The organism is Streptomyces sp. PsTaAH-137 (genome assembly GCF_003259365.1).
In the GTDB taxonomy this organism is placed as follows: domain Bacteria; phylum Actinomycetota; class Actinomycetes; order Streptomycetales; family Streptomycetaceae; genus Streptomyces.
Window position 1 is genome coordinate 245,797 of record NZ_QLLY01000002.1, and the last position, 25,826, is coordinate 271,622.

At 69.3% G+C, this 25,826-nt stretch carries 24 protein-coding genes; 8 read left to right on the forward strand and 16 right to left on the reverse strand.

Annotation, left to right across the window (positions count from 1 at the left end; translation table 11 throughout):
* Nucleotides 1-67 precede the first annotated feature (67 nt).
* The 4 genes from K377_RS04660 to K377_RS04675 form a co-directional block, all read right to left on the reverse strand.
* Entirely contained in the window at nt 68-1,705 is a 1,638-nt protein-coding gene (locus K377_RS04660; protein WP_111661841.1) for a cytochrome bc complex cytochrome b subunit, read from the reverse strand.
* Nucleotides 1,702-2,757 (reverse strand): ubiquinol-cytochrome c reductase iron-sulfur subunit, encoded by a 1,056-nt coding sequence (locus K377_RS04665; protein ID WP_111661842.1) that lies wholly within the window; start codon nt 2,755-2,757, stop codon nt 1,702-1,704. Before K377_RS04665 ends, K377_RS04660 begins: the two co-directional genes overlap by 4 nt.
* Nucleotides 2,754-3,563 (reverse strand): c-type cytochrome, encoded by an 810-nt coding sequence (locus K377_RS04670; protein ID WP_111661843.1) that lies wholly within the window; start codon nt 3,561-3,563, stop codon nt 2,754-2,756. Before K377_RS04670 ends, K377_RS04665 begins: the two co-directional genes overlap by 4 nt.
* Before the next feature lie 81 nt (nt 3,564-3,644).
* A complete protein-coding gene (locus tag K377_RS04675) occupies nt 3,645-4,265 on the reverse strand; it encodes a heme-copper oxidase subunit III (RefSeq protein WP_026246331.1) in 621 nt (206 codons plus the stop codon).
* A gap of 185 nt (nt 4,266-4,450) precedes the next feature.
* Here K377_RS04675 and K377_RS04680 point away from each other — a divergent pair, with 185 nt between their 5' ends.
* Entirely contained in the window at nt 4,451-4,852 is a 402-nt protein-coding gene (locus tag K377_RS04680; protein WP_111661844.1) for a hypothetical protein, read from the forward strand.
* Nucleotides 4,853-4,913: 61 nt separating this feature from the next.
* Here the strand turns inward: K377_RS04680 and K377_RS04685 are convergent, their stop codons facing one another.
* The 4 genes from K377_RS04685 to coxB all read right to left on the reverse strand — a co-directional run bounded on the left by K377_RS04685 (nt 4,914) and on the right by coxB (nt 9,393).
* Nucleotides 4,914-6,164 (reverse strand): Ig-like domain-containing protein, encoded by a 1,251-nt coding sequence (locus K377_RS04685; RefSeq protein WP_111661845.1) that lies wholly within the window; start codon nt 6,162-6,164, stop codon nt 4,914-4,916.
* Between the two features lie 132 nt (nt 6,165-6,296).
* Nucleotides 6,297-6,695 (reverse strand): cytochrome c oxidase subunit 4, encoded by a 399-nt coding sequence (locus K377_RS04690; protein ID WP_111661846.1) that lies wholly within the window; start codon nt 6,693-6,695, stop codon nt 6,297-6,299.
* A complete protein-coding gene (ctaD, locus tag K377_RS04695) occupies nt 6,692-8,437 on the reverse strand; it encodes a cytochrome c oxidase subunit I (protein ID WP_111661847.1) in 1,746 nt (581 codons plus the stop codon). The genes K377_RS04690 and ctaD overlap by 4 nt, the downstream gene beginning before the upstream one ends.
* Nucleotides 8,434-9,393, reverse strand: coding sequence for a cytochrome c oxidase subunit II (gene coxB, locus K377_RS04700; RefSeq protein WP_111661848.1), 960 nt, complete (start codon nt 9,391-9,393; stop codon nt 8,434-8,436). Before coxB ends, ctaD begins: the two co-directional genes overlap by 4 nt.
* A 342-nt stretch (nt 9,394-9,735) precedes the next feature.
* Between coxB and K377_RS04705 the strand changes: the two genes are divergently transcribed.
* Complete coding sequence (locus K377_RS04705) at nt 9,736-11,121, forward strand: cysteine desulfurase/sulfurtransferase TusA family protein (protein ID WP_111661849.1); 1,386 nt, start codon at nt 9,736-9,738, stop codon at nt 11,119-11,121.
* Between the two features lie 55 nt (nt 11,122-11,176).
* Here the strand turns inward: K377_RS04705 and K377_RS04710 are convergent, their stop codons facing one another.
* The gene (locus tag K377_RS04710; protein WP_111661850.1) at nt 11,177-12,151 is read right to left on the reverse strand and encodes a carbohydrate kinase family protein; all 975 of its coding nucleotides are present in this window, start codon (nt 12,149-12,151) and stop codon (nt 11,177-11,179) included.
* A 132-nt stretch (nt 12,152-12,283) separates the two neighbouring features.
* On the opposite strand from K377_RS04710, the gene K377_RS04715 reads away from it, so the two are divergent.
* Together K377_RS04715 and K377_RS04720 are read left to right on the forward strand one after the other, a co-directional pair.
* Nucleotides 12,284-12,493 (forward strand): hypothetical protein, encoded by a 210-nt coding sequence (locus K377_RS04715; RefSeq protein WP_111661851.1) that lies wholly within the window; start codon nt 12,284-12,286, stop codon nt 12,491-12,493.
* A 113-nt stretch (nt 12,494-12,606) separates the two neighbouring features.
* Nucleotides 12,607-14,103 carry a hypothetical protein gene (locus K377_RS04720; protein WP_111661852.1) on the forward strand — a complete coding sequence of 499 codons (1,497 nt, stop codon included), beginning with the start codon at nt 12,607-12,609 and terminating at the stop codon, nt 14,101-14,103.
* Nucleotides 14,104-14,184: 81 nt separating this feature from the next.
* Here K377_RS04720 and K377_RS04725 read toward each other — a convergent pair whose 3' ends face one another.
* A complete protein-coding gene (locus tag K377_RS04725) occupies nt 14,185-14,541 on the reverse strand; it encodes an iron-sulfur cluster assembly accessory protein (RefSeq protein WP_111661853.1) in 357 nt (118 codons plus the stop codon).
* A 261-nt stretch (nt 14,542-14,802) separates the two neighbouring features.
* On the opposite strand from K377_RS04725, the gene nadA reads away from it, so the two are divergent.
* A complete protein-coding gene (nadA, locus tag K377_RS04735) occupies nt 14,803-15,990 on the forward strand; it encodes a quinolinate synthase NadA (RefSeq protein WP_111661855.1) in 1,188 nt (395 codons plus the stop codon).
* A 218-nt stretch (nt 15,991-16,208) separates the two neighbouring features.
* On the opposite strand, the gene K377_RS04740 is transcribed toward nadA, so the two are convergent.
* From K377_RS04740 to K377_RS04760, 5 genes are all read right to left on the reverse strand, one after another.
* Nucleotides 16,209-19,343 carry an efflux RND transporter permease subunit gene (locus K377_RS04740; protein WP_111661856.1) on the reverse strand — a complete coding sequence of 1,045 codons (3,135 nt, stop codon included), beginning with the start codon at nt 19,341-19,343 and terminating at the stop codon, nt 16,209-16,211.
* Nucleotides 19,344-19,507: 164 nt separating this feature from the next.
* On the reverse strand, nt 19,508-20,206 hold the full coding sequence (locus K377_RS04745; protein WP_111661857.1) for a response regulator transcription factor: 699 nt from the start codon (nt 20,204-20,206) through the stop codon (nt 19,508-19,510).
* On the reverse strand, nt 20,203-21,438 hold the full coding sequence (locus tag K377_RS04750) for a sensor histidine kinase (RefSeq protein ID WP_258394972.1): 1,236 nt from the start codon (nt 21,436-21,438) through the stop codon (nt 20,203-20,205). Before K377_RS04750 ends, K377_RS04745 begins: the two co-directional genes overlap by 4 nt.
* A 107-nt stretch (nt 21,439-21,545) precedes the next feature.
* Nucleotides 21,546-21,824: a hypothetical protein gene (locus K377_RS04755; protein ID WP_111661858.1), complete on the reverse strand. Its 279-nt coding sequence runs from the start codon at nt 21,822-21,824 to the stop codon at nt 21,546-21,548.
* An 18-nt stretch (nt 21,825-21,842) separates the two neighbouring features.
* Complete coding sequence (locus K377_RS04760; protein WP_111661859.1) at nt 21,843-22,637, reverse strand: PspA/IM30 family protein; 795 nt, start codon at nt 22,635-22,637, stop codon at nt 21,843-21,845.
* Nucleotides 22,638-22,887: 250 nt separating this feature from the next.
* Between K377_RS04760 and K377_RS04765 the strand changes: the two genes are divergently transcribed.
* The 3 genes from K377_RS04765 (at nt 22,888) to K377_RS04775 (ending at nt 25,484) form a co-directional block, all read left to right on the forward strand.
* Nucleotides 22,888-23,532 carry a DUF3043 domain-containing protein gene (locus K377_RS04765; RefSeq protein WP_111661860.1) on the forward strand — a complete coding sequence of 215 codons (645 nt, stop codon included), beginning with the start codon at nt 22,888-22,890 and terminating at the stop codon, nt 23,530-23,532.
* A gap of 83 nt (nt 23,533-23,615) precedes the next feature.
* Entirely contained in the window at nt 23,616-24,323 is a 708-nt protein-coding gene (locus tag K377_RS04770) for a bifunctional 2-polyprenyl-6-hydroxyphenol methylase/3-demethylubiquinol 3-O-methyltransferase UbiG (protein ID WP_111661861.1), read from the forward strand.
* 75 nt (nt 24,324-24,398) lie between these two features.
* Entirely contained in the window at nt 24,399-25,484 is a 1,086-nt protein-coding gene (locus tag K377_RS04775) for a S1C family serine protease (protein ID WP_111661862.1), read from the forward strand.
* Between the two features lie 119 nt (nt 25,485-25,603).
* On the opposite strand, the gene K377_RS04780 is transcribed toward K377_RS04775, so the two are convergent.
* Complete coding sequence (locus K377_RS04780) at nt 25,604-25,822, reverse strand: hypothetical protein (protein ID WP_111661863.1); 219 nt, start codon at nt 25,820-25,822, stop codon at nt 25,604-25,606.
* Nucleotides 25,823-25,826 lie beyond the last annotated feature (4 nt).

Consider the following 25,826-nt stretch of genomic DNA (forward strand, 5'->3'; position numbering starts at 1 on the left):
GCCCCCGTCCAGTGCCTGGACGAGGGCTCTTGCCGTGGCGATCAGTGTCGAGGTGGAACCCCGGAGATCAGTGGTGGCCGTGGCCGCTGGTGATCTCCTTGTACTCCTCGGCGGTGGGCTTGGGGATCTGGTTGTTCTCCCCGTAGTAGCCCTTCGACAGCTTGGCACGCAGCTTCTGCGTACGCGGCACCTTGCGCTCCACACCGTTCTCGTCGACCGTCGGGCCGATCTCGGCGGGCTTGTACTGCTCGTGCGCGGTGAGCGTGTGCAGGGCCTCCGCGTCGAGCGGCTCGTGGACCTCGATGAACTCACCGTGCGGCAGGCGCTTGATGATGCCGGACTCGCGTCCGTGCAGCACCTTGTCCTTGTCGCGGCGCTGGAGGCCGAGGCAGATCCGCTTGGTGACGATGAAGACCACGACCGGCATCACGAAGAAGCTGATGCGGACGAACCAGGTGATCGCGTTGATCGACAGGTGGAAGTGCGTGGCCCAGAGGTCGTTGCCACCACCGATCATCAGCACGAAGTACCAGGAGATCCACGCAGCGCCGAAGGCGGTGCGCGTCGGCGCGTTGCGCGGGCGGTCCAGGATGTGGTGCTCGCGCTTGTCGCCGGTGACCCAGGACTCGATGAACGGGTAGACCGCGATCGCGACCAGGACCAGCGGGAAGATCACCAGCGGGATGAACACACCCAGGACGAGCGTGTGACCCCAGAGGTTGATCTCCCAGCCCGGCATGACTCGGATCAGGCCTTCGGAGAAGCCCATGTACCAGTCGGGCTGGGCGCCGGTGGAGACCTGGTCCGGACGGTACGGGCCGATGGCCCAGATCGGGTTGATCGAGGCGATGGCCGCGACGATCGCGATGACACCGAAGACCAGGAAGAAGAAGCCACCCGCCTTGGCCATGTAGACCGGGAGCAGCGGCATGCCGACGACGTTCTTCTCGGTCTTTCCGGCACCCGCGAACTGCGTGTGCTTGTGGTAGAAGACCAGGATCAGGTGGGCCACCATCAGGCCGAGCATGATGCCCGGCAGCAGCAGGATGTGGACCGAGTAGAACCGCGCGACGAAGTCGCCGCCCGGGAACTCACCGCCGAAGAGGAAGAACGACAGGTACGTGCCGACGATCGGCACGGACAGGACCGCGCCCTCCATGAAGCGGACACCGGTGCCGGACAGCAGGTCGTCGGGGAGCGAGTAACCGGTGAAGCCGGTGAACATGCCCAGGACGAACAGCAGGAAGCCGAACAGCCAGTTGACCTCACGCGGCTTGCGGAACGCACCCGTGAAGAACACGCGCATCATGTGCACGAACATGCCGGCGAGGAAGATCAGCGCCGCCCAGTGGTGGATCTGCCGGATGAGCAGACCACCGCGCACATCGAAGGAGATGTGCATGGTCGAGTTGAACGCCTCGGACATCAGCTGACCCTGCAGCGGGATGTAGCTGCCGTGGTACTCCACCTCGTTCATCGACGGGTGGAAGAACAGCGTCAGGTACACACCCGTGAGGATGATGATGATGAAGCTGTACATGCAGATCTCGCCAAGCATGAAGGACCAGTGGTCCGGAAAGATCTTGCGCATGTTGGACTTGGCCAGGGAGTAGATCCCGAGGCGTCCGTCCGCCCAGTCGGCGACACGCTCGCCGGCCGGTGCCTTCTCGCGAGAAGGCGCGTCGTTCGTGGGTTCAGTACTCATCCGCGCTCCCAGAAGGCAGGACCGACGGGCTCAGCGAAGTCGCCCTGCGCCACGAGGTAACCCTCATCGTCAGCGGCGATGTGCAGCTGCGGAAGAGCGTGACCGGCGGGGCCGAAGATGACCCGGGCACCGTCGGAGAGGTCGAAGGTGGACTGGTGGCAGGGGCAGAGCACGTGGTGCGTCTGCTGCTCGTACAGGGAGATCGGGCAACCGACGTGGGTGCAGATCTTCGAGTACGCGACCACACCCTCGTGCGACCACTCGAGCTCCTGCTTGTCCTTGATGTTGTCCGGCTGGATCCGGACGAGCATCAGAGCCGCCTTGGCGATCTCCTTCTGGAAGTCCTCGTCGTGCTCCTCCAGGCCCTCGGGCTTGGCGAAGGTGAGCGAACCGACCGCGATGTCCGAAGCACGCAGCGGCTCGTTCGTGTTCATGTTGACGAGCTTCAGGCCCTTCTTCCAGGCCGTGGTGCGGAGCTTCTTCTCGGGCAGCGGCCCGAGGTCGCGGAGCAGGACGACGCCGGAGAGCGGCACCAGGGCCAGCGCGCCGAACATCGTGTTGCGGATCAGCTTGCGACGGCCGAACTGCGACTCGCGCGCGCCGTCGGCGAAGTCCGACAGGACCTGCGCCTTGACGTCGGGCTCGGCCTCGATCGGGTGACGCTCGGAGGCGATCTCGACGTCCGACATCAGGGTGCGGGCCCAGTGGACCGCGCCCGCGCCGATGCAGAACAGCGCCACGCCCAGGGTCGTGCCCAGGGCGAAGTTGAGCGCGCTGATGTGCCCCATCGGGAAGATGTAGACGATCTTGTGGGCGCTGATGGTCACGTACGACGCGATGAAGCCGACGGTGGCCAGCATCGAGATCGTGAACAGCATCGCCACGACGCGCTCGGACCGCCGGGCGGCCCGCTCGTCGATGTCCTGGATCCGGTGCTCGTGCGGGGGCAGGCCCGGGTCGGCGAAGGGGTTGTCCTTCACCGTCTCGACGGAACCGTGTCCGTCACCCTGCGCTGCGGGCAGGTTCTCTTCTGGAATGTCTTGGCTACTCATGACTTCTTGGCCTTTGCGGTCCGAGCGGCAACCCAGATGGCGACGGCGATCAGGGCGCCGAGACCGAAGATCCAGGCGAACAGACCCTCACTGACCGGGCCGAGCCCGCCCAGCTTGAGACCACCGGGGCTCTCGGACTTGTCACCGTTGACCGCGTCGAGGTACGCGATGATGTCCTTCTTGTTCTGCTTGGTCATCGTCGTGTCCGGGAAGGACGGCATGTTCTGCGGGCCGGTCTGCATGGCCTCGTAGATGTGCTTCGGGCTGACGCCCTCCAGGCTCGGCGCGAACTTGCCGTGCGTCAGCGCGCCACCTTCACCGGTGAAGTTGTGGCACTGGGCGCAGTTCGTGCGGAACAGTTCGCCGCCCTTGGCGACGTCCGCCCCACTCGGGTCGTAGTCCTCCTTGGTCGGCGTGACCGGACCGGCGCCGAGGGAGGAGATGTACGCGGCGAGCTGGTCGATCTCGGCCTGCGAGTAGATGACCTTCTTCTTCGGGACCTGGGCGCCCGGCTGCTGGGCCGGCATACGGCCGGTGCCGACCTGGAAGTCGACGGCGGCGGAGCCGACACCGACGAGGCTAGGACCGTCAGTGGTGCCCTGACCGCCGGTTCCGTGGCAGCTGGCGCAGCCTACGGAGTACAGCTTCTTGCCCTCGTCGATGGCGAGGGACTGGGCGGTTTCATCGGCCTGCGCCTTGTCCGCGGGCGCGAACGCGGCGTACAGCCCCCCGGTGGCCGCCAGCGCGAGGAGTAGGACGACGACCGCCGCCAGCGGATGGCGTCGTCGTGCGGAGAGCTTTTTCACGGATTACCCCGGTGTCAGGATCTTCTGCGTCGGTGCTGCGGGAATGTTTCGGGTGCTTCGCCCGATGCTGCGATCTGCGAACTACTTGATCAGGTAGATCGTGGCGAAGAGGCCGATCCATACGACATCGACGAAGTGCCAGTAATAGGACACGACGATGGCGGCGGTCGCCTGCTCGTGGGTGAACTTCCGGGCCGCGTACGTCCTGCCGAGGACGAACAGGAAGGCGATGAGGCCGCCTGTCACGTGCATGCCGTGGAAGCCGGTGGTCAGGTAGAACACCGAGCCGTACGGGTCGGAGGAGAGCGAGAGCCCGTCCTTCTTGACCAGCTCGGTGTACTCGAAGACCTGACCGCCGATGAAGATCGCACCCATGATGAAGGTGACGATGAACCACATCCGGAGCTTCTTCACGTCCCCGCGCTCGGCGGCGAACACGCCGAGCTGACAGGTCAGGGAGGAGAGCACCAGGATCGTGGTGTTCGTCGCGGAGAACGGAAGGTTCAGGCTGGACGCCATTTCCTTCCAGTGATCCGGTCCGGTCACCGATCGCAGGGTGAAGTACATCGCGAAGAGGGCCGCGAAGAACATCAGCTCGGAACTCAGCCAGATGATGGTTCCGACGCTGGTGAGGTTCGGTCGATTGACCGACGGGTGCGCGTGCCCGGTTTCTACTGTCGTTGCTGTCGCCACGACCGACATTATGTCGGTCGCTTATCTCGCCCTCACTCCGGGGGGTGCCGTTCGGAGTGTCTGGGTGGTGTGTCCAGCCCATATGGCCCATCGGAGGCGTGTGCGAACCGCTGTTGACGGGGTGTCGGGAGGAGTAGGCTCCGCGCCAACGACGCCCGTAAGACGCCGATGTCTGCCGATGTCTCGGAGGAACGATGCAGTCGACCGCGACGGTCCTGGTCTACAGCGACGACGCCAACACCCGCGAGCAGGTCCGGCTCGCGACCGGACGCAGGCCCGCGGCCGATGCCCCCGAGGTCCAGTTCATCGAGTGCGCGACGCTCCCCGCGGTCCTGAAGGAGCTGGACCGGGGCGGGATCGACGTGTGCGTGCTGGACGGCGAGGCCGTTCCGGCCGGGGGCATGGGGGTCTGCCGGCAGATCAAGGACGAGATCTTCCGCTGCCCGCCGGTGCTGCTCCTGATCGGCCGCCCGCAGGACGCCTGGCTGGCCACCTGGAGCCGCGCGGACGCCGCGGTGACGCTTCCGGTCGAACCGGTGGAATTCGCCGACGCACTGGCCGCCCTGCTGCGCTCACGGCTCGCCGTGGGGGCCTGACACGCGCCGACTCCCGTACGCGGTCCGCGTACGGGAGTCGGAAGTCTCACACCCGGGATGCTCAGAGTTCCGGGCTGAGCCGCGCCTGCTGGGCCGGGTCGGGCGTGTCCGTGGTGTTCAGGGCGCTGCCCTTGCCCCACTCCTTCCAGCCGAGGTTCCAGTCCCCGAAGCCGTTCCCGAACGGGTCCATGTCGTCGCCGTAGCTGTTCACGACCTTGACGACGTCACCCTTGCGGAAGGTGTCGAAGAACCACTCGGCGTTCCCCGTGCTCATGCCGGTGCAGCCGTGGCTGACGTTCGCGGCGCCCTGGGAGCCGGTGGACCACGGCGCGGCGTGCACGTATTCACCGCTCCAGGTGACCCGGGTGGCGTAGTACACGGGCAGGTCGTACGAGTCCGACGAGCCCTCGGAGATGCCGATGCTGGTGCCGCGCATCCGGACGTAGTACTCCTGCCCGAGCACGACCTTGGTGCCGTTGCGGGTCTCGAAGCCGGGCTTGCCCGTGGTGATCGGGATGGAGTTGATCTCCTCCCCGTTGCGGTACACCGTCATGTAGTGCGAGCCGGCGTCGGTGATGGCGACCATCTTGTCGCCGGTGGTGATGGTCAGCGGCTTGGACGCGCCGCCCCACAGCCGGTCGGTGACCTTGATGCCCTGGAGATTGCTGCGGGCCGTGATGGTCGCGTGGGCGGGCCAGTACTCCTTGGGGCGGTAGTGCAGCTCCTTGCTGTCCACCCAGTACCAGGAGCCGTCCACGGCGGGCTTGGAGTCGACCTTCAGGGCGCGCTCGACGATGGCGCGGGCCTTCTTGTCCTTGACGGGCTTGTTCAGCTCGGCGACGAGCGGCTGGCCCACGCCGTACTTGCCCGCGTCGGGGCCGAAGGTGACCTTGAGCGCCTTCTCCTTGGACGGGTTGCCGGTCTCGAAGGTGAGGACCTTGCGGCCCTGGGCCCCGTCCTCGTCCTCGGTGGAGACGCGGACCGTGTACTGGGCCTCTGCGGCCAGCGGAGCCGTGGAGTGCCACCGGTGGCCGTCGGCGGTGAGTTCGCCCGCGACGTAGCGCCCCATGGCGTCTGTGGCGGTCACATCGGTGATGCGCGCCTCGTCGCCCTGTGCGGTGACTTCCAGCGGCTTGTCCGGATCCGCCTTCTTGGCTCCCACGGGCCCGCTGAAGGAGATCTGGCCCGCCGCGTCGTACGGCGCGGCGGAGAGCGGGTGCGAGGAGCTGCCGCAGGCCGTGAGGCCCGCACCGAGGGCCGCCACACCGAGGGTGCAGCCCAGAACCGTACGGATGCGCGGTGAGTGGCTCATGAACAGAACCGTATGAAGGTTCATCACCTCCGGCGCGGTGATTGGGCCGCACGGGGCATGTCGGACACACGGAAGGGCCCGGACGCTCCCTCGGGAGTGTCCGGGCCCTTCACGTACGGCAGTTCGGAACCGCTACTGGTTCTGGTTCTCGCCGCGGTAGTACTCGAAGACCCAGCCCCACAGACCGAACAGGATCACGGGGCTGGCGAAGTACAGCAGCCACCAGCCGAAGACGACGCCCAGGAAGGCGAGGGCGCCACCGACGGCCAGGGAGAGCGGCTGCCAGGAGTGCGGGCTGAAGAAGCCCACCTCGCCGGCGTCGTCCGCGACGTCGGCCTCCTTGTTGTCCTGCGCACCGGTGTCGACCCGCCGGGCCGTGAAGGCCAGGTAGTAGCCGATCATGATGCACAGGCCGAACGCCAGGAAGAGCGCCGTCGTACCGGCCGGCTCCTTCGACCAGACGCCGTACACGGCCGCCATGATCAGGACGAAGAGGCTCAGCCAGATGAACATCTTGCCTTGGACCTTCACTTGCCGGCCTCCTTGCCGCCAGCGAGGGCAGTGTCGCCCTTGGCCCCGTGTCCAGCGTTCTCCAGCTGGTCCAGAGCCGCGATCTCAGGGTGATGCAGGTCGAACGCCGGCGATTCCGAACGGATGCGCGGCAGGGTGAGGAAGTTGTGCCGCGGCGGCGGGCAGGAGGTCGCCCACTCCAGCGAACGGCCGTAGCCCCACGGGTCGTCGACCTCGATCTTCTTGCCGTACTTGGCGGTCTTCCACACGTTGTAGAAGAACGGCAGGATCGACAGACCGAGCACGAACGAGGAGATCGTCGAGATCGTGTTCAGGGCGGTGAAGCCGTCGGCCGCGAGGTAGTCCGCGTAACGACGCGGCATGCCCTCGACGCCCAGCCAGTGCTGGACCAGGAACGTGCCGTGGAACCCGATGAACAGCGTCCAGAACGTGATCTTGCCGAGCCGCTCGTCCAGCATCTTTCCGGTGAACTTCGGCCACCAGAAGTGGAAGCCGGCGAACATCGCGAAGACGACCGTGCCGAAGACGACGTAGTGGAAGTGCGCCACCACGAAGTACGAGTCGGAGATGTGGAAGTCCAGCGGCGGGGCCGCCAGGATCACACCGGTCAGACCACCGAAGGTGAAGGTGATCAGGAAGCCGATCGCCCAGAGCATCGGTGTCTCGAAGGACAGCGAGCCCTTCCACATCGTTCCGATCCAGTTGAAGAACTTCACGCCTGTTGGCACGGCGATCAAGAACGTCATGAAGGAGAAGAACGGAAGCAGCACGCCACCGGTCACGTACATGTGGTGCGCCCACACCGTCACGGAGAGACCGGCGATGGCGATCGTCGCGCCGATGAGGCCCGAGTAGCCGAACATCGGCTTTCTCGAGAACACCGGGATCACTTCGGAAATGATTCCGAAGAATGGCAGGGCGATGATGTACACCTCTGGGTGACCGAAGAACCAGAAGAGGTGTTGCCATAGGAGCGCGCCGCCGTTCGCGGCGTCGAACACATGGGCACCGAACTTGCGGTCCGCCTCCAGGGCGAACAGCGCGGCCGCGAGGACCGGGAAGGCCAGCAGGACCAGGACACCGGTCAGCAGGACGTTCCAGACGAAGATCGGCATGCGGAACATCGTCATGCCGGGAGCGCGCATGCAGATGATCGTGGTGATGAAGTTGACCGAGCCGAGGATCGTGCCGAAGCCGGAGAAGGCCAGACCCATGATCCACATGTCGGCGCCGATGCCCGGCGAGCGGACGGCGTCCGACAGCGGGCTGTAGGCGAACCAGCCGAAGTCGGCCGCGCCCTGCGGGGTGAGGAAGCCACCCACCGCGATCAGCGAGCCGAACAGGTACAGCCAGTAGGCGAACATGTTCAGCCGCGGGAACGCGACGTCGGGGGCACCGATCTGCAGCGGCATGATCCAGTTCGCGAAGCCCGCGAACAGCGGCGTCGCGAACATCAGCAGCATGATCGTGCCGTGCATCGTGAACGCCTGGTTGAACTGCTCGTTCGACATGATCTGCGTGCCGGGACGAGCCAGTTCGGCGCGCATGAAGAGCGCCATCAGACCGCCGATGCAGAAGAACGCGAACGACGTGACCAGGTAGAGCGTGCCGATCGTCTTGTGGTCAGTGGTGGTCAGCCACTTGATCACGGTCGCGCCGGGGCGCTTGGGCCGGACCGGCAGCTCGTTCTCGTACGAGTCGTCTGCTGCCGCGGCACCCTGGGGTTCGTTGAGGATGCTCACGTTGTCTTCGTCTCCCGGTTCTTCTCGTGCTCCGTCTGGGCGATGCCAGACGGGACGTAACCGGTCTGCCCCTTCTTCGCGAGGTCCTTGAGGTGCTGCTCGTACTTCTCCGGAGAGACGACCTTCACGTTGAACAGCATCCGGGAGTGGTCGACGCCGCAGAGCTCGGCGCACTTGCCCAGGAAGGTCCCCTCCTTGTTGGGGGTCACCTCGAAGGAGTTGGTGTGGCCCGGGATGACGTCCTGCTTCATGAGGAACGGAACCACCCAGAAGGAGTGGATGACGTCACGCGAAGTGAGGACGAACCGGACCTTCTTGCCCTTGGGGAGCCAGAGGGTCGGGCCGGGGTTGTTGGTCTGCGGGTTCCGCGTACCGGGGGTACCGACCTCGTAGACACCGCCGGCGTCGGCGGGGAAGTCCTTCTTGAAGCGCTCGGGGATACCCGAGAGCTCCTTGGAGGTCTTCGCGTCGCCGGACACGCCGGGCACGTTCTCGACGTAGTTGAAGCCCCAGCTCCACTGGTAGCCGACGACGTTGACGGTCACGTCCGGCTTGTCGGAGAGCTTGAGGAGCTTCGACTCGTCTCGAGCCGTGAAGTAGAAGAGGACCGACACGATGATGAGCGGTACGACCGTGTACAGCGCCTCGAGCGGCATGTTGTACCGCGTCTGCGTCGGAACCTCGATCTTGGTGCGGCTACGCCGGTGGAAGATGATGCTCCACAGGATCAGCCCCCACACCAGCACGCCCGTGGCGAGCGCTGCCGCCCACGAGCCCTGCCAGAGGGAGAGGATCCGGGGACCTTCTTCCGTCACCGGGGTGGGCATACCAAGACGAGGGAAGTCCTTGTATGTGCAACCGGTTGCGGTAACCAGGATCAGGCCCGCAGTCAGCACCTGCGGCAGCTTCCGCCGCATCGGGCGCCGCGACGAGCGGTCGGAGCCGTTGGGACTCACGTAGCGCCTTCCCGAGAGTCTCGCCCGCGCTCTTTGGTTGGCTACGGCCGCCATCTCGCTGGTCGCTCGCCGCCCTGGCACACGGGCAGGGGTTTGGATGTTTATGCGGACCAAACCCTACTGGACGCTATTTGGGGTCGCGCGGGGAGGGTGCCTAACGCGCCGCGGGTCACTCCGAAGGGTGGGATGTGGCTGCTCCAGGCGTTTCTGACGGGGGGTCGGGGCGCCGTCCCGGGGTGGGGGTTTTGTCCGCTCGCGAGTGCGGGTTCGTCGTGGTTGCTCGCGCGGTTCGCCGCGCCCCTACAGGGCGCTTCGCCCAGCCGGCGTTCTAGCCTTCGCCTCGTGTCGTACTTCGATGTGGCCTCGTCCGCTCCCCTGCATCCCGTTGCCCGGCAGGCCCTGCAGGCCTCCCTGGACGAGGGGTGGGCCGATCCTTCGCGGCTCTACCGGGAGGGACGGCGGGCCCGGATGCTGCTCGACGCCGCCCGCGAGGCGGCCGCCGAGGCCGTCGGATGCCGGACCGACGAGCTGGTGTTCACGCCGTCCGGCACGGCCTCCGTGCACACGGCGGTCGGCGGCGCACTCGCCGCACGTCGGCGTGTCGGGCAGCACTTGGTGGTATCGGCGGTGGAGCACTCGGCCGTACTCCATTCGGCGGCGGCCCATGAGGGACACGGCGGTTCGGTGACCGAGGTGGGGGTCGGGCGGACCGGCGCGGTCCGCCCCGGCGCCTTCCGGGAGGCCCTGCGCGCGGACACCGCGCTGGCCTGTCTGCAGTCCGCCAACCACGAGGTGGGCACCGAGCAGCCGGTCGAGGAGGTCGCCGAGGACTGCCGGGCCGCCGGTGTGCCGCTGTTCGTGGACGCCGCGCAGTCGCTGGCGTGGGGGCCGGTGCCGGGTGCGTGGTCACTGCTGGCGGGCAGCGCCCACAAGTGGGGCGGGCCCGCGGGGGTCGGGCTGCTCGTGGTGCGCAAGGGTGTTCGGTTCGCGCCGCAGGGGCCCGGGGACGAGCGCGAGTCGGGGCGGGCGCCCGGGTTCGAGAACATCCCGGGCATCGTGGCCGCCGCCGCGTCGCTGCGCGCGGTCCGCGCCGAGGCCGCGGCCCAGGAGGCGCGGCTGCGCGAGTTGACGGACCTGATGCGGGCCCGGGTGCCCGAGCTGGTGCCGGACGTGGAGGTCGTCGGGGATCCGGTGCGGCGGCTGCCGCATCTGCTGACGTTCTCGTGCCTGTACGTGGACGGGGAGAGCCTGCTGCACGGTCTCGACCGGGCCGGCTTCTCGGTGTCGTCGGGTTCGTCGTGCACCAGCAGCACGCTGACGCCCAGCCATGTGCTGCGGGCGATGGGTGTGGTGAGCGAGGGCAATGTACGGGTGTCGCTGCCGCTCGGGACGCCGGAGTCGGAGGTGGAGCGGTTCCTCGACGTGCTGCCGGAGGTGGTGCGGGAGGTCAGGGAACGGCTCGGGGCGCCGGTCGCCCTGGCGCCGGGGGACGCCGAGGCCGTCACCGTGGACGCCCTGGGCCTGACGTGCCCGCAGCCCGTCATCGAACTGGCCCGGGCGATCGGGAAGGTCCGGCCCGGGGGCACCGTCACGGTCGTCGCCGACGACGAGGTGGCCGCCGTGGACATCCCGGCGTGGTGCTTCACGCAGGGCCACGCGTATGTGGGGTCCAGCCCGCGGCCCGACGGGGCCGTCGCCTACGAGGTCCGCAGAAGTACAGCCCCGTGAGGGGCGCGGGGAACTGCGCGCTCAGCCGCACAGCAGCCGCGCCCCTGGCGGGGCCTCAGCCCAGGTAGGACTCGACCTCGGCGGCGGCCTCGTCGCCGTAGGCCTTGCGGAAGCGGTCCATGAACGGGACCCGGCGCAGCGCGTACTCCTGGGTGCCGAGGGTCTCGATGACGAGCGTGGCGAGCATGCAGCCGATCTGCGCGGCCCGCTCCAGGGAGACGCCCCAGGAGAGCCCGGACAGGAAACCGGCGCGGAACGCGTCGCCGACGCCGGTCGGGTCGACCTTCGCCTCCTCCTCCGGGCAGCCGACCTCGACCGGCTCCTCGCCGACGCGCTCGATGCGGACGCCGCGCGCGCCGAGGGTGGTCACCCGGTGGCCGACCTTGCCGAGGATCTCGGCCTCGCTCCAGCCGGTCTTGGACTCGATGAGGCCCTTCTCGTACTCGTTCGAGAAGAGGTAGGTGGCGCCGTCGAGGAGGGTGCGGATCTCGTCGCCGTCCATGCGGGCGATCTGCTGCGAGAAGTCGGCGGCGAAGGGGATCTCGCGGCTGCGGCACTCCTCGGTGTGCCGGAGCATCGCCTCCGGGTCGTCGGCGCCGATGAGGACGAGGTCGAGGCCGCCCACGCGGTCGGCGACGGTCTTGAGCTCGATGAGGCGGGCCTCGCTCATCGCGCCCGTGTAGAAGGAGCCGATCTGGTTGTGGTCGGCGTCCGTGGTGCACACGAAGCGGGCCGTGTGCAGCGTCTCGGAGATCCGCACCGAGGTCGTGTCCACGCCGTGCCGGTCGAGCCAGGCGCGGTACTCGTCGAAGTCCGAGCCGGCCGCGCCGACCAGGACCGGGCCCGTGCCGAGCTGGCCCATGCCGAAGGCGATGTTGGCGCCGACGCCGCCCCGGCGCACGTCGAGGTTGTCGACGAGGAAGGAGAGGGAGACCGTGTGCAGCTGGTCGGCGACGAACTGGTCGGCGAAGCGGCCGGGGAAGGTCATCAGATGGTCGGTGGCGATGGAGCCGGTGACTGCGATTCGCACAGCGGGAACACGCTTCCTGAGGGGCGGCGGTTGACAGTTCACGCTACCCGGTCGGAACCCTTGCCCTGAAGTGCGGAAACTACCTGATAGTAGGTCTTTTTTCCGGAGCCGCCGCGTGCCTACGGTGCGTACATGACCTACGACGTGTCCTTCATGACGCAGGACGGGCTCGCGGCGCTGCGCGGCGACTGTGCCCGGATGGTTCCGCAGTGGGTGCTGCCGCGGGCACCCTGGGAGGTGGAGCCGCGGGTCACCGTGGTCGGTGCGGCCGGCATCCACGGGGTCGTGGTGCCCGCTTCGTCCGCGCGGCTCGTCGACTCCCTGGCGGGCTTCGACGACTGACGGCGCGCGGAAGGGAACCGCACGCCCCTTTGCCGCGTCCCATCGCTGTCCCCTTTCGATGTCCCCCATCGAGGGGATGCGGGATACGACACGGCAGGCGAAGGAGCGATGCGGTGAGCACCGAAGAGCGGACGCGGGACCGGAGCGGGCGACGGCGCACGCTGGCGGTCGCCTCGGCCCTGGCGGCTGTCCTCCTGGCCGGTGGCGGTGGCGCGTACTGGGCGACGAGCGTGACCGGCGGGGACGGCGGGGGCAGTTCGGACGGGTCCGGGGCAGGCGGCACTCCCCCGCCGCTCGCCCTCGACGGTTACGGCGAGGGCGGCGCGCCGGGTGCGTCGAACGGGATCGCGCCGGGCGAGCCGGATCCGAACGGCTCGCGGTACAGGGCCACGGGCGATCTGCCCGACGGGCCGGACGAGGCCGCGGTGTACCGGGCGAAGGGTTCGGTGACCGCCGCCGACGTGCAGGCCCTCGGCACGGCGCTCGACGTGGCCGGCACCCCGAAGCTGCAGGCCGGGACCTGGCGGATCGGACCGGCGCCGGACGGCTCGGGGCCGTCCCTTGAAGTGACCGGGAAGGCGCCGGGCACCTGGACGTACGCGCGCTACGCGGGGTCGGCGAGCGGCAAGAAGTGCCCCGGTGCCGCCTCGTGCGCGGGCGGGGTGGGCAGCGGGAACGCGCGGGACGCGGTGAGCGAGGCGGCCGCGAAGAAGGCGGCGGCGCCGGTCCTCAAGGCGCTCGGTCAGGACTCCGCGAAGGTGGACGCGAGCCAGCTGATGGGCGCCACCCGAGTGGTGAACGCCGATCCCGAGGTGGGCGGCCTGCCCACGTACGGCTGGTCGACCGGGATCCAGATCGGCTCCGACGGTCAAGTGGTCGGCGGCAGCGGCCGGTTGAAGACGCCGGCCGAGGGCGCCACGTATCCGACGGTCGGCGCGCAGGAGACGCTGAAGAAGATGAACGGCTCGTCGGCGGGCGGCCGTGTCCCGGCCGACGCCTGTGCGAGCGCGGTGCCGCTGGACGGCGGTTCGGGGTGTACACCGTCGTCGCCGAAGCCGCCCGCGTCGACGACGGTCGACGTCACCGACGCCGTGTTCGGGCTCGCGACGTACGCGAGCGGCGGCGAGCAGATGCTCGTACCGTCGTGGCTGTTCACGGTGGAGCAGCCGGGGGCCGAGCGCCCGATGACCGTGACGCGTCCGGCGGTCGCGCCGAAGTACCTGGTCGCGCCCGGGAGTTCGACGGCCGCACCGGAGCCGTCGGTTTCGGCTTCCGCCTCGGCGTCGGGCGGGCCGGGGTCGGAGGTCCGCGATGTGCCGGTGCAGGGGTACCGCGCCGACTCCTCGGGCACGGAGCTGACCCTGCACTTCACCGGTGGCGTGTGCGCGACGTACACGGCGGCGGCGGACGAGTCGGGGAAGCAGGTGACCGTGCGGGTCACCGAGACCCAGAAGAAGGGCACGATCTGCGTCAAGGTCGCGAAGTTCTACACGCTGCCGGTGACGCTCGACGCCCCGCTGGACGGGCGGAAGGTCGTCGGCACGGACGGGAGCACGGTGTCGGCCGCGGAGAAGAACCGGCCGGGCGGCGCCCCCGCGCCGCGGGACTGAGAAGCGCGCAGGAACAAAAGGGCTGGGGCACCCCCGAGGGGGTGCCCCAGCCCTTTGCGCTGCTTGTGGCGCTCGTGCTGTTTAGCTGAACGAGTCGCCGCAGGCGCAGGAGCCCGTCGCGTTCGGGTTGTCGATCGTGAAGCCCTGCTTCTCGATGGTGTCGACGAAGTCGATCGACGCGCCGCCCAGGTACGGGGCGGACATGCGGTCGGTGACGACCTTGACGCCGCCGAAGTCCTTGACGACATCGCCGTCGAGCGAGCGCTCGTCGAAGAAGAGCTGGTAGCGCAGGCCGGAGCAGCCGCCGGGCTGAACAGCCACACGCAGGGCCAGGTCGTCACGGCCTTCCTGGTCGAGCAGAGCCTTGACCTTGGCGGCGGCTTCGTCGCTGAGGATGATGCCGTCGCTGACGGTGGTGGTCTCGTCCGATACGGACATCTACATCTCTCCCGGGTTGTACGGAGACTGCTTGCCGACCATTGCAACCGGCAAAGGCCCGGATCCATTCCGGATCCGCCGAGGGTTTTGCACTTCCTCTTTTCATGCTCGCACACCTGGGGCGAACGGGGCACGGGCCGTCCCACGCGGATTGCGTCACATCGACGACATCGGCATCGTCAAACTGACGTGAAGCACGTATGATAGATAGCGTCATTTCGACGAGAAGTGTTCTGCAGAACTCAAGAAAGGGTGCGTGACGTGACCACGGCCCAGACCCCCGTTGACCTGGATGTCTCGCCCACTCCGCTGGCGCTGCTCCTGCTCGGCCGCGAGGCCGACACCCGGAGCGAGCGTGGTGTGGAGTGCCCCGGCGATCTGCCCTCCCCGTCCGACCCGGACCTGGTGGAGCGTGCCCGCGCGGCCAAGGAGAAGCTCGGCGACAAGGTGTTCGTCCTCGGGCACCACTACCAGCGCGACGAGGTCATCCAGTTCGCCGACGTCACCGGCGACTCCTTCAAGCTGGCGCGGGACGCCGCCGCGCGCCCCGAGGCCGAGTACATCGTGTTCTGCGGTGTGCACTTCATGGCGGAGTCCGCCGACATCCTCACGGGCGACGACCAGAAGGTCGTGCTGCCGGACCTGGCCGCCGGCTGCTCGATGGCCGACATGGCCACCGCCGAGCAGGTCGCCGAGTGCTGGGACGTGCTGACCGAGGCCGGGATCGCCGGCTCCGTCGTCCCCGTCTCGTACATGAACTCCTCGGCCGACATCAAGGCGTTCACCGGCAAGCACGGTGGCACGATCTGTACGTCGTCCAATGCCGAGCGCGCGCTGAACTGGGCGTTCGAGCAGGGGGAGAAGGTTCTCTTCCTGCCCGACCAGCACCTGGGGCGCAACACGGCCGTCCGTGACCTGGGGATGTCGCTGGACGACTGCGTCCTCTACAACCCGCACAAGCCGAACGGCGGGCTGACCGCCGAGCAGCTGCGGGACGCGAAGATGATCCTGTGGCGCGGGCACTGCTCGGTGCACGGGCGGTTCTCGCTGGACTCGGTGAACGACGTGCGGGAGCGCATTCCGGGGGTGAACGTCCTGGTGCACCCCGAGTGCAAGCACGAGGTCGTCGCCGCCGCCGACTACGTCGGGTCGACCGAGTACATCATCAAGGCGCTGGAGGCCGCGCCGGCCGGGTCGAAGTGGGCGATCGGCACCGAGCTGAACCTGGTGCGCCGCCTCGCCAACCGGTTCGCGCCCGAGGGCAAGGAGATCGTCTTCCTCGACAAGACGGTGTGCTTCTGCTCGACCATGAACCGGATCGATCTGCCGCACCTGGTCTGGACGCTGGAGTCCCTGGCCGACGGCCAGCTCGTGAACCGCATCGAGGTCGACCCGGAGACGGAGCGCTTCGCAAAGCTGGCCCTGGAACGCATGCTGGCGCTGCCGTAGCGGGATGCTTCAGCGGGGCCGCACCTTTTGGCACGGCCCCGCTGAGGCGCCCCGTCAGGGGCGCGGGGAACTGCGCGAGAAGCCCCACCGGGCGATCACCCGCGAACGGCGCCGAGGTGACCGCCCCCTGAAGCGCTCACCCCGCGCCGGGGCGCCGCCTTGCCCACCCTGCCGCCCCAGGCGGCAGATTGCCCAAGACGGCGGGGCGGTGACCGGGGTCAGACTCCGGCCCGCTCCGATTCCTGGTCCGGGGTCGGAGACTGCGGCGGCACCTCGGCGGAGCCGTGCTTGGCGGCGCGCTTGCGGGCCCGCTTCTCCTTGCGGAGCTCCAGCATCGCGTAGAGCGTCGGGACGAGGAGCAGCGTCAGCAGCGTCGAGGTGATCAGACCGCCGATCACGACCACGGCCAGCGGCTGCGCGATGAACCCGCCCTCCCCGGTGACGCCGAGCGCCATCGGAAGCAGCGCGAAGATCGTCGCCAGGGCCGTCATCAGGATCGGGCGGAGACGGTGGCGACCGCCTTCCACCACGGCCTCGACCACGCCGAGCCCCTGGCTCCGGTACTGGTTGATCAGGTCGATCAGCACGATCGCGTTCGTGACCACGATGCCGATGAGCATCAGCATGCCGATCATCGCGGGCACGCCCATCGGCGTACCGGTGGCGACCAGCAGGCCGATGGCGCCGGTGGCCGCGAACGGGATCGAGACCAGCAGGATCAGCGGCTGCGCCAGCGAGCGGAACGTCGCCACCAGCAGCATGAACACGATCGCGATCGCGGCGAGCATGGCGAGCGCCAGGTTCTTGAACGCGTCGTCCTGGTCGGAGGTGACCCCGCCGATGGTCGCCGTGGCGCCCTTCGGCAGATCCAGCGCCTTGATCTTCGACTGGAGGTCGGCGCTGACGGCACCGGTGTTGTCCCCGGTCGGCTTCGCCGTGATCGTCGCCGCGCGGGCGCCGTCGATCCGGGTCATCGAGACGGGGCCGTCGACCAGCTTCACGGTGGCGATGTCGCCGAGGGTCAGACCGCGCGGGCCCATCGGCAGCTTCTTCAGCTGGGCCGTGGTCTCGGCGGGCTTCGCCGACTTGACCACGATGTCGCGCTCGGTGTCGTCGAGGGTCGCCTTGCCGGTCGTCGTACCGCGGACCGCCTGGGTGACGGCGGCGCCGAGCGTCGTGTCGTTGAACCCCGCCGCGGCCGCCTTGGAGTTGGCCCGGACCGAGATCCGCGGGACGGACTGGGACAGGTCGCTGGTGACGTCCGTGACGTCGTCGAGGGTGGCGACGGCGTCCTTGACCTGCTCGGCCGCCTTGTCGAGGACGGCACCGTCGGCGGCCTTCACGACCACGCTGAGGTCCTGGCTGCCGAAGCCGTCACCGGCCGAGATCGTCGTCGTACCGACGCCGTCCAGCTTGCCGAGCTCGCGCTCGATGCGGTCCTGCGTGTCCTCGTACGACGCCTTGTCCTTCAGGGTCACCGAGTACGACGCCTGGTTGGTGTCGGTGCCGCCGCCGAAGGCCGCCATGAAGCCCGACGAGCCGACGGTGACCTGGTAGTCCTTGACCTCGTCGATGCTCTGGAGCACCTGCTCGACCTTCTTGGCCGAGGCGTCGGTGGCGGCCAGGCTGGTGCCGGGGGCCAGCTCCTGCTTGATGGAGAGGACCTCCTGCTCGCCCTGGTCGAAGAAGTTGGTCTTCAGCAGCGAGGACATGCCGAACGTGCCGAGGAGGACGACGACGGCGATCGCCAGGCTGGTGAGGCGGCGCCGGGTCGCGAAGCGCAGCACGGGCACGTACGCCCGCTGGAGCCACGACCTGGCCTCCTTCTCCTCGGCGAGGCGGCGGGCCTCCTCGGGGTCGACGCCCCGGACCGCCTTGGGGGCGCGCAGGAACCAGTAGGACAGCACCGGGACGACCGTCAGCGACACCAGCAGGGACGCCAGCAGCGCCGCGGTGACCGTGAGGGAGAACGAGCCGAACAGCTCGCCCACCATGCCGCCGACCAGGCCGATCGGCAGGAACACGGCGACCGTCGTCAGGGTCGAGGAGGTGACCGCGCCGGCCACCTCGCGGACCGCGGTGAGGATGGCCTCCTTGCGCTCCTCGCCGTAGCCGAGGTGGCGCTTGATGTTCTCCAGGACGACGATCGAGTCGTCGACGACGCGGCCGATCGCGATGGTCAGCGCGCCGAGCGTCAGCATGTTCAGCGACAGGTCGCGGGTCCACAGCACGATCAGGGCGAGGACCACGGACAGGGGGATGGAGACCGCCGTCACCAGGGTCGAGCGCAGCGACGCGAGGAAGACCAGGATGACGATGACGGCGAAGAGCAGGCCGAGCGCGCCCTCCGTGGTCAGGCCCGAGATGGACTTGGAGACCGCCGGGCCCTGGTCGCTGACGACCGTGAGGTCGGCGCCCTTGCCGAGGTCCTGGCGCAGGCCGGGCAGCTTGTCCTCGACGGCCTTGGAGATGGTGACGGCCGAGCCGTCGTGGTCCATGGTCACGGCGACGGCGAGGCTGGGCCGGCCGTCGGTGCGGGTGAGCGAGTCGGCCGTGGACGGCTCCTGCTTCACGGTGGCGATGTCGGCGAGGCGTACGGGCTTCTTGACGCCCTCGCCGGTGACCATCAGGTCCTTGATCTGGGCCAGCGAGGTGAAGCCGCCGCCGACCTGGACCGTGCGGTTCTTGCCGCCCTCGTCGAAGGAGCCCGCGGGCAGCGTGGCGCCGCCGGCCTGGAGAGACTGGCCGATCGCCTGGGCACTGACTCCGGCGGCGGCCGTCTTCTTCGGGTTCGGCGTGACGTTGATCTGGAGGTCGCGGACGCCGTCGACCGTGACCTGGCCGACGCCGTCGATGTCCTTGAGGGACGGCACGACGGTCTTGTCCAGCTGGTCGGCGAGCGCCTGCTGGTCCTGGTCGGAGGTGACCGCGAGGACGACGGTCGGGATGTCGTCGGTGGAGCCCGCGACGACCTGCGGGTCGACGTCGTCGGGCAGCTGGGCGCGCGCCCGGTTGACGGCCTGCTGGACGTCGGCGACGAGCTGCTTGGTGCCGGTGCCGTAGTCGAACGAGGCCATCACCAGGGCATTGCCCTCGCTGGCCGTCGAGGTGACGCCGGTGATCCCGGAGACGGCATCGAGCGAGTTCTCCAGCGGCTCGACGACCTGCTTCTCCACCACGTCGGGCGACGCGCCCTGGTACGGGGCGATCACCGACACCATCGGCAGTTCGATCGTCGGCAGCAGCTGCTGCTTGAGCTGGGGGATCGCTATCGCGCCGAAGACGATCGCGATGATCGACATGAGGCCGATCAGGGCTCGCTGGGCGAGGCTGAATCTCGACAGCCAGGACATGAAGGCAGGTCTCCCCGGGGAACGGTGTGCGATGGGCAGTCCCCGGCGCGCAGACACGCCGGGCACGAGTACACCCTGGTGCACGCGGACGGTGCGGGGCGTCGCTCCCAGGTCCCGTTGCTTATCCGCTTCCTACTGCGCCCGTAGTACGTGACCGGTGGAGGTCACTCCACCCGTGGGCGGACCAGACCCGATTCGTAGGCGATGACGACGAGTTGGGCCCGGTCGCGGGCGCCGAGCTTGGCCATCGCGCGATTCACGTGGGTCTTCACGGTGAGCGGGGAGACTTCGAGGCGCTCGGCGATCTCGTCGTTCGAGTGGCCGCCCGCGACCTGCACGAGGACCTCGCGCTCGCGCACGGTGAGCGCGGCGAGCCGCTCGGCGTGGGCTCCGGCGGACCGGCCGTCGTCCTCGTAACCCTCGCCCTGCGCGAGGAACTTGGCGATCAGTCCCTTGGTCGCGGCGGGCGACAGCAGGGCGTCGCCCGCGGCCGCGATCCGTACGGCGCCGAGCAGTTCCTCCGGCTCCGCGCCCTTGCCGAGGAACCCGGAGGCCCCGGCCCGCAGGGACTGCACCACGTACTCGTCGACCTCGAACGTGGTCAGCATGACGACGCGGACGGCGGCGAGTTCGGGGTCCGCGCTGATCTCGCGGGTCGCGGCGAGGCCGTCGGTGCCGGGCATCCGGATGTCCATCAGGACCACGTCGGGCCGCTCGGAGCGCGCGAGCCGGACCGCCTCCGCGCCGTCCGACGCCTCCCCCACCACCTGCATGTCCGGCTCGGAGTCGACGAGCACCCTGAAGGCGCTGCGCAGCAGGGCCTGGTCGTCGGCGAGGAGGACGCGGATCGTGCCGCTGGTCATGTGGTGGTGTCCCCTGAAGTGGTCTCGGTGGCCAGGTCCTTGACGGGAAGGATCGCATGGACGCGGAACCCGCCGCCGTAGCGCGGGCCGACGGTGAGGGTGCCGCGCAGGGCGGTGACGCGCTCGCGCATGCCGAGCAGCCCGTGCCCGCCGTTGCCGTCCGCCGCGCCGGGTGCGGGGGCGCCGCCGGGTCCGTCGTCGAGGACGCTGACCTCCACATTGGCGCCCACCCGGACGACGCTGACCTCGGCCTTCGCGCCCCGGCCCGCGTGCTTCTGTACGTTCGTCAGCGCTTCCTGCACGACCCGGAAGGCGGCCAGGTCGACGGCCGCGGGCAGCGGCGGGGCGTCCTCGGCGCGGGCCACCTCCACCGGCAGGCCCGCGTGCCGGAAGGTGTCCACGAGGTCGTCGAGCCGGTCGAGGCCCGGGGCCGGTTCGGTCGGTGCCTCGGGGTCGCCGGTCTGCCGCAGCAGGCCGACGGTGGCACGGAGTTCGTTGAGCGCGGAGCGGCTGGCCTCGCGGACGTGGCCGAGGGCTTCCTTGGCCTGGTCGGGGCGCTTGTCCATGACGTGCGCGGCGACCCCGGCCTGCACGTTGACCAGGGCGATGTGGTGGGCGACGACGTCGTGCAGATCGCGGGCGATCCGCAGCCGCTCCTCGGCGACCCGGCGCCTGGCCTCCTCCTCGCGGGTGCGCTCGGCCCGCTCGGCGCGCTCCCGGATGGCGTCGACGAAGGCGCGCCGGGAGCGGACGGCGTCACCGGCGGCCGCGGCCATGCCGGTCCAGGCGAAGATGCCGAGGTTCTCCTGCGCGTACCAGGGCAGCGGTCCCGCCAGCATGGCGACGCCGGTGAGCGTGGTCATCGTGGCCAGGCCGACGCGCCAGGTGGTGGGGCGGTCGGTGCGGGCGGCGACCGTGAACAGGGCGATGACGGCGGACATCACGATGGGGGCGCGGGGGTCCCCGGTGGCCAGTTCGGCGAGGGAGACGGTCGCGGTCGCGCCGAGTACGCACATGGGGGCGACGCGCCGGAAGACCAGGGCGGCGGCGCCGAGCACCATCAGGACCAGGCTGAGGGGGTTCGGGGTGCGGGCGCCCCAGGTGTAGCTGCCTCCGTCGGCGTTGCTGTGGTCGACGAAGGAACCGGCGACCATGCAGACGAGCACGGCGAGGGCCAGGGTGGCGTCGAGGGCCAGGGGGTGGGTTCTGGCCCAGCGTACGAGGGGGGTCACCGGGGTCACGGTAACGGTCCCCTTTCACGCGGCTGCCCTCCGGGCGCCGGTCGGTTCCCCGCGCCCCTGAAAACGAACTCCGCTCGTTCAGGGGGCGGCGGACCGGGTCAGCCCGGGATCAGGCCGTCGTCGGAGAGCATGGCGCGGACCTCTTCGAGGGTCGCGTCCGGGGACGGGAGGATCAGCTCGGACGGCTCCAGGGAGTCGTCCGGGAGCGGCTCGCCCAGACGGCGTACGGCGTCGAGGAGGGCGGCGAGGGTACGGCGGAAGCCCTCCTCGTCGCCGGTCTCCATCTCGGCCAGAAGCTCGTCGTCCAGCTTGTTGAGTTCGGTGAAGTGGCTGTCGGCCAGCTTCACCTGGCCCTCCCCCATGATCCGTACGATCACGTCGGCCTCCTCGGGCTGCTACTGCTTGTCGAAGCGCGGGGTGTCCTGCGGCTGCTGCGCCTGCTGGGGCTGGCCCTGGCCGCCCTCGATCGCCTGCTGCGAGGACGGACCGCCGGCCAGCTCCTGCTTCATGCGCTGGAGCTCCAGCTCTACATCCGTACCACCGGAGAGCCGGTCCAGCTCGCTCTGGATGTCGTCCTTGGCGAGGCCGGAGGAGTCGTCGAGGGCACCGGAGGCCAGCAGCTCGTCGATGGCGCCGGCCCGCGCCTGGAGCTGGGCCGTCTTGTCCTCGGCGCGCTGGATCGCCATGCCGACGTCGCCCATCTCCTCGGAGATGCCGGAGAACGCCTCGCCGATGCGGGTCTGCGCCTGGGCCGCCGTGTAGGTGGCCTTGATGGTCTCCTTCTTCGTACGGAAGGCGTCGACCTTGGCCTGGAGCCGCTGGGCCGCGAGAGTGAGCTTCTCCTCCTCGCCCTGCAGCGTCTGGTGCTGCGTCTCCAGGTCCGTGACCTGCTGCTGGAGCGCGGCACGGCGCGACAGCGCCTCGCGGGCCAGGTCCTCGCGGCCGAGCGCGAGCGCCTTGCGGCCCTGGTCCTCCAGCTTGGAGGACTGGCCCTGGAGCTGGTTCAGCTGCAGTTCCAGGCGCTTGCGGCTGGTCGCGACGTCCGCGACGCCGCGGCGCACCTTCTGCAGCAGCTCCAGCTGCTTCTGGTAGGAGTAATCGAGGGTTTCGCGCGGGTCCTCGGCCCGGTCAAGGGCCTTGTTCGCCTTCGCGCGGAAGATCATCCCCATACGCTTCATGACACCGCTCATGGGCTTCGCGCGCCCCCTTCTACTGACTGATCAAGCCGACGGTCCAGCTCCGGCACTGCGACACCACCCACAGTACGGGTCCTGCATCTATTACCGCACTGTCCAGGGGCGGATGCGCTCATCCCCAAGGACGACTGCGTACGGTCCCGCTCCGGCGCAAGGAGTAGGTGTCCCCCCAAGGGCCGCCCGGACGCACCCGGTGTGTCCCCATGTGCCTCTATGGACGCAGGGTGTTGCCGGATCGTTCCCCATGGGCCTGTGGTCCATGCACGACCACCACGTACCCTTGGCTTTTGTGTTCCGTAGCCGATCCAAGGACGACAAGGCGCCGGCCGACAAGGCCCCGGTGACCTCTCTGTCCAAAGAGACCCGTGACCCGCAGGCGCCCAAGGGCCGCCCCACGCCCAAGCGCAGCGCGGCCCAGTCGCAGCGCCGCAGCGTGGCCAACACCAAGATGACGCCGAAGGAGGCCCGCTCCCGCCAGCGCGACGAGCGGCGTTCGGCGATGGAGAAGCAGCGTGCCGCGCTCGCCAGCGGTGACGAGCGCTACCTGCCCGCCCGCGACAAGGGCCCGGTGCGGCGCTACGCCCGCGACTTCGTCGACTCGCGGTTCTGCATCGCGGAGTACTTCCTGCCGATGGCGGTGATCATCCTCGTCCTGAGCATGGTCCGCGTCGGCTCGCTGCAGAACATCGCGCTGCTGCTGTGGCTCTTCGTCATCGTGGCGATCGTGATCGACTCGGCCATCACCGGCTTCCGGCTCAAGAAGCGCCTCGCGGAGAAGTTCCCCGACGAGCGCCGCAAGGGTGCCGTGGCCTACGCCCTGATGCGCACGCTCCAGATGAAGCGACTGCGGCTGCCCAAGCCCCAGGTCAAGCGCGGAGAGCGGCCCTGAGCACGGACGCCTTCGCCGGGGACGCGCCGGGCGCCTGGCTCCAGAAGCTGGGCGGCCTGCGCAACGTCGTACGGCAGGAACTGGTGTCCCGGCAGCTCGACGAGCAGATAGCCGGGCGCTTCCCCGTCGGGCAGCGGCTGCGGGTGCTCGACGTCGGGATGGGCCAGGGCACCCAGGCGCTGCGCCTGGCACGGGCCGGGCACAAGGTGACCGGTGTGGACCAGGACCCCGCGATGCTCGCCGTCGCGCAGGCCGCGCTCGCCGCGGAGCCCGCGGGCGTGCAGGAGCGGGTGCGGTTCGTCGAGGGCAGCGGCATGGAGACCGGGGTCCACTTCCTGCCCGGCAGTTTCGACGTCGTGCTCTGTCACGGCGTCCTGATGTACGTCGACGAGCCGGACGCGCTGCTCGCGGGACTGGCGCGGATGCTGGCGCCGGGGGGCCTGCTCTCCCTGCTCGTACGGAACGCGGACGCGCTGGCGATGCGGCCGGGCCTGGCCGGCGACTGGGTCACGGCGCTCGGCGCCTTCGACTCGCTGAAGTACACCAACCGGCTCGGCCTGGACGTCCGGGCCGACCGGCTCGACGCGCTGACCGAGACCCTCGCCGGGATCGGGGCGCCACTGCACGCCTGGTACGGGGTGCGGGTCTTCACCGACCAGGCCGGCGACGCCGCGGCGGTGCCGGAGCGCGGGGAGTTGCAGACGCTGCTCGCCGCCGAGGAGCGCGCCGGGCGCAGCGAGCCGTACCGGCGGGTGGCCGCGCTGCTGCATCTGTGCGGGGTGCGGGGCTGATCCTGGCGCGCCGGGGGTCGGCTGTTCGGCCGATCGACGGGAGCGCCCGCCCGGGGCGAACGTGACAATCCGGGCATGACTGCTTCTTCGCGTTCTCCGCGTACGCGCCTCGTGCTCCCCGTCGCCGCCGTCGCCTGCTCGGCGGCGCTCGTCGGGGGCTGCTCCGACTCCGGCTCGTCGAACGCCGGGGACTCGTCGTCGTCCGGCTCGACCACGCAGGCCGCCGCGGCCTCGGGCGGCAACGATCTGCAGGACGCGTACCAGGACGTCATCAAGGACGTCCTGCCGTCCGTCGTCCAGGTGCAGGCGTCGTCCGACCTCGGTTCCGGCATCGTCTACGACGACAAGGGGCACATCGTGACGAACGCCCATGTGGTCGGCGACGAGAAGACGTTCAAGGTGACGACGTCGACGAGCGAGGACGAGCTGACGGCGAAGCTCGTCTCCTCGTATCCGGAGCAGGATCTCGCCGTCATCAAGCTGGACAAGGTGCCGGACGGGCTGAAGGCGGCGGAGTTCGGGGACTCGTCGAAGGTGGAGGTCGGGCAGATCACGCTGGCCATGGGTTCGCCGCTCGGGCTGTCGTCGAGCGTCACCCAGGGCATCGTCTCCGCGACCGGCCGGACCGTGAGCGAGGGCCGCTCGGGCGGCGGCACCGGCGCGACCATCGCCAACATGGTGCAGACCTCGGCGGCGATCAACCCCGGCAACAGCGGGGGCGCCCTCGTCGGCCTGGACAGCAAGGTCATCGGCATTCCGACGCTGGCGGCGACCGACCCCGAACTCGGGGACAGCTCGGCGCCGGGCATCGGCTTCGCGATCCCCGCCTCGACGGTGACCGACATCGCCGACCAGATCGTCGAGAACGGCAAGGTGACGGACTCCGGGCGGGCCGAGCTGGGCATCACCGCGCGTGTCGTCGTCGACGGTGATCTTCGGGCGGCCGGGGTCTCGGTGGTCTCCGTGACCGACGGCGGGCCCGCCGACAAGGCCGGGCTGAAGGCCGGGGACGTCATCACCGAGCTGGGCGACGAGAAGATCACGACCATGACCTCGCTCCAGGAGGCCCTGGCCGACGAGAAGCCGGACGACAAGGTGAAGGTGACCTTCACCCGGGACGGCGACAAGAAGTCGGCCGACGTCACCCTCGGGGAGATGTAAAAGAGCGCCGCCAGGGGCGCGGGGGCAACCACAGAAAAGCCGCGGACGCGTCTGCTCATGCACCGAGCAGACGCGTCCGCGGCTTTCGTCGTGGCTGAGCGCGCTGTTCCCCGCGCCCCTTACGGGGCGGCCTCCTCGGCGTGAAGGCTCATGGGGCCGTAGATCTCGTTGGTGTCCTCGAAGAGGGTCACCTGGTCGGCGCCGCCCTCGGCGAGTTCCTTCCAGTACTCCCCGATCCAGGACTCCGCGTCACCCTGGGTCGGGAACTCCTCGGGCTGCACCGCCGGAGGCACCTCCGTCCCGTCGGACTTCTCGAACCGCCACGTCCACGCCGCCATGTCA